The organism is Methylomagnum sp., from assembly GCF_054333355.1.
Map to the genome: position 1 here is coordinate 1 of NZ_JBTEKS010000512.1, position 2,526 is coordinate 2,526.

The 2,526-nt window shown below is 69.8% G+C and carries 2 protein-coding genes; both read left to right on the forward strand.

Going from position 1 to position 2,526, the window contains the following annotated elements; all coding sequences use genetic code 11:
• Positions 1–2,129 (forward strand): helicase-related protein (locus ACXWUF_RS21820; protein WP_458503413.1); only part of this gene is annotated, 2,129 nt, incomplete at its 5' end.
• The coding region (locus ACXWUF_RS21825) for a hypothetical protein (RefSeq protein WP_458503414.1) at positions 2,129–2,526 on the forward strand (398 nt) is incomplete at its 3' end. The genes ACXWUF_RS21820 and ACXWUF_RS21825, both read left to right, overlap by 1 nt.

Here is a 2,526-nt window from a genome sequence, read left to right on the forward strand (position 1 = left end):
AAGACCCACGCCTAGCGACCCGCGCCGCCGCCGACCCGCTGATTCCACCATTCCGCTTGCTGCCACTGTCCGCCACCGGGCGCATAGTGGATGCGGGCGCTTTCCGGCTCGAACCGGCAGACCACGCGGACCCGGAAGTCGGAAAGCGCCTGACCGCCAAGAAATGGCTCGCCATTGACGAGGTCAAGGACGCCACGTCCATGCTGGCGGAGTTGGTGAGCCGGGCCACGGCGCGAGGCGGCGCACATCATCGGGTATTGATCTATTGCGACCGACGGGAAGACGCCAAGAAGGTCGCCGACGGCCTACGCAAGGCGGGTGAGGTCGAATTGCTCACCGGCGCCCGGCGGGTCTTCGAGCGCGAGAGCCTTGCCCAGCGCTTGGCCGATCTCGGCTTTCTCGCCGGATCAACCAAGTGCCCACCCCGCCCCGCCTTCCTCGTCGCCACCTCCGCCGGGGAAGTCGGCGTCGACCTGGACGCCGACCACCTGGTCTGCGATTTGGTGGCCTTCGAGCGGATGGTCCAGCGCCTGGGGCGGGTGAACCGGCGTGGCACGGGGGACGCCCGAATTGAGGTCATCGCCGCGCCGCTGCCCAAGGAAAAGCCCGCCGACGCCACGGCCCGCCTCGCCCGACGGCGGGCGCCGCTCGACGCCTTGCCCGAGGCGGGCGAAGGTTGGCGCGACGCCAGCCCCGCCGCCTGGGTGGCCTTGAAGCATCGCGCCGCCGCCGATCCCGCACTGGCCCGGCTCATCCAGGACGCCACCACGCCGCCGCCGCTCCATCCCGAACTGACCCGCGCCGTGGTGGACGCCTGGTCGATGACCTCGCTGCGCCATCACGCGGGCCGACCGGACATCCAGCCTTGGTTGCGGGGCTGGATCGACGACGACAAGCCGCAGACGACGGTGATTTGGCGGGAACACCTGCCCTGGCGCGACGGCGAAGACCCGGACTCCGGCGAGGTGGCGGCGTTCTTCGAGTCCGCGCCGGTGCATCTGAGCGAAACCCTGGAAGCCTCCACCGGCGAGGTCATCGACACGCTCATCAAGCGGGCGGCGAAGATCGTCAAAGCTGCCGCCCAGAATAAGCCCGCGCCCGACCCCGAGGCGGCGAATCCCCTGCATCCTTCGTCCCCGGCCTTGCTGCTGCTGGACCGCTCAGGCCAAGCCCGGCCCGTGCGGCGCGGCGATTCCAGCCCCTGCGGGCTGACCGTGGGTGAGTTGGCGGACTTGGCGGGCAAGGAGAAAGAGGCGCTGTTCTCCGCCATGACCGGGGCGCACGTCGTCGTCCGGCGCGACTTGGGCGGATTGAGCGACCACGGCTTGCTCGACGAGGGCACGGCCCACCCGCCTACCACCATCGACCACGGCTGGCCGACGCAAAGTTTGCGGGAAGTCATCGGCTATCGCGTCAGGCCCGGAGACGGCGAACCGACGGAACAACACGGCTGGCAAAGCGTCCACCGTTTCCGGCGGGCGCCCGAGGACGCCGAGAACGGCCAGCCGCCCATCGTGGTCGAGGTCTACCGGGGGAAGAACACCCCCCGCCAAGGCGACCCCGCCGTTTCCCGGAAAGCTCAGGCACTTGATGAGCATCTGTCCTGGACCGGACAGGAGGCCGACACGCTGGCCCGCGCCCTCAACCTGCCCGACGACTACCGGACCCTGCTGGTCGCGGCGGCGGAGGCCCACGATCTGGGCAAGAACCGCACCCTCTGGCAGGACGCCATGAACGCCCCCAAGGATGAACATCGCCCCTACGCCAAGACCACTGGCGGCGGCAACCCGCGCCGCTTGTGCGGCTACCGGCACGAGTTCGGCTCGCTGGGCGATGTGGAATCGCGCCGCGCCATTCAGGACTTGCCGGACGACCTGCGCGACTTGGCCTTGCACCTCATCGCTTCCCATCACGGCTACGCCCGCCCGGTCATCGCGCCGGTCGATCCCGCCGCGCCGCCGTCCGTGCTGGCCCAGCGGGCGCAGGAGGCCGCGTTGCGCTTCGCCCGTTTGCAAGAACGCTGGGGACCGTGGGGGCTGGCGTGGTGGGAGGCCATCTTCTGCGCCGCCGACCAACGCGCCTCGCGCAAACTCGATAACGATCAACCCGCTAAACAGGAGACACCGTGATGGGCAGGGCTGCAATCCCCGTGGATGTGTTGAATCCGGGGCAGGTGTTGGCCTGCCTGGGCTTCTTGGAAGCGGCGGACCAGTTGGCCGGGTCCGCCGAGGGTGGCTTTGAATGGGACGCCGCGCCGCGTTTCGTGCTGCGGGCCGACGGGGCGGGCAACCCGTTCGCCGACGTGCTGGCCTTCCTGGCCGGGGCCGAGGTTCACGTCGTGACGCCCGCGCCGCCAGACGACATGACCGCGTCTCGCGGAGCCTCAGCGAGCGCTTTGGTTTTTCGTACTGAGGAATCGACACCTGCGTTGACCGGCACAAACGGCGCGTCGCGTGCGTCCCTCGCCCAGTCCAGCGCCGTCGCGCCGGCCCACCAGACGAGCAGCACTACCGACAGCGCCACCCA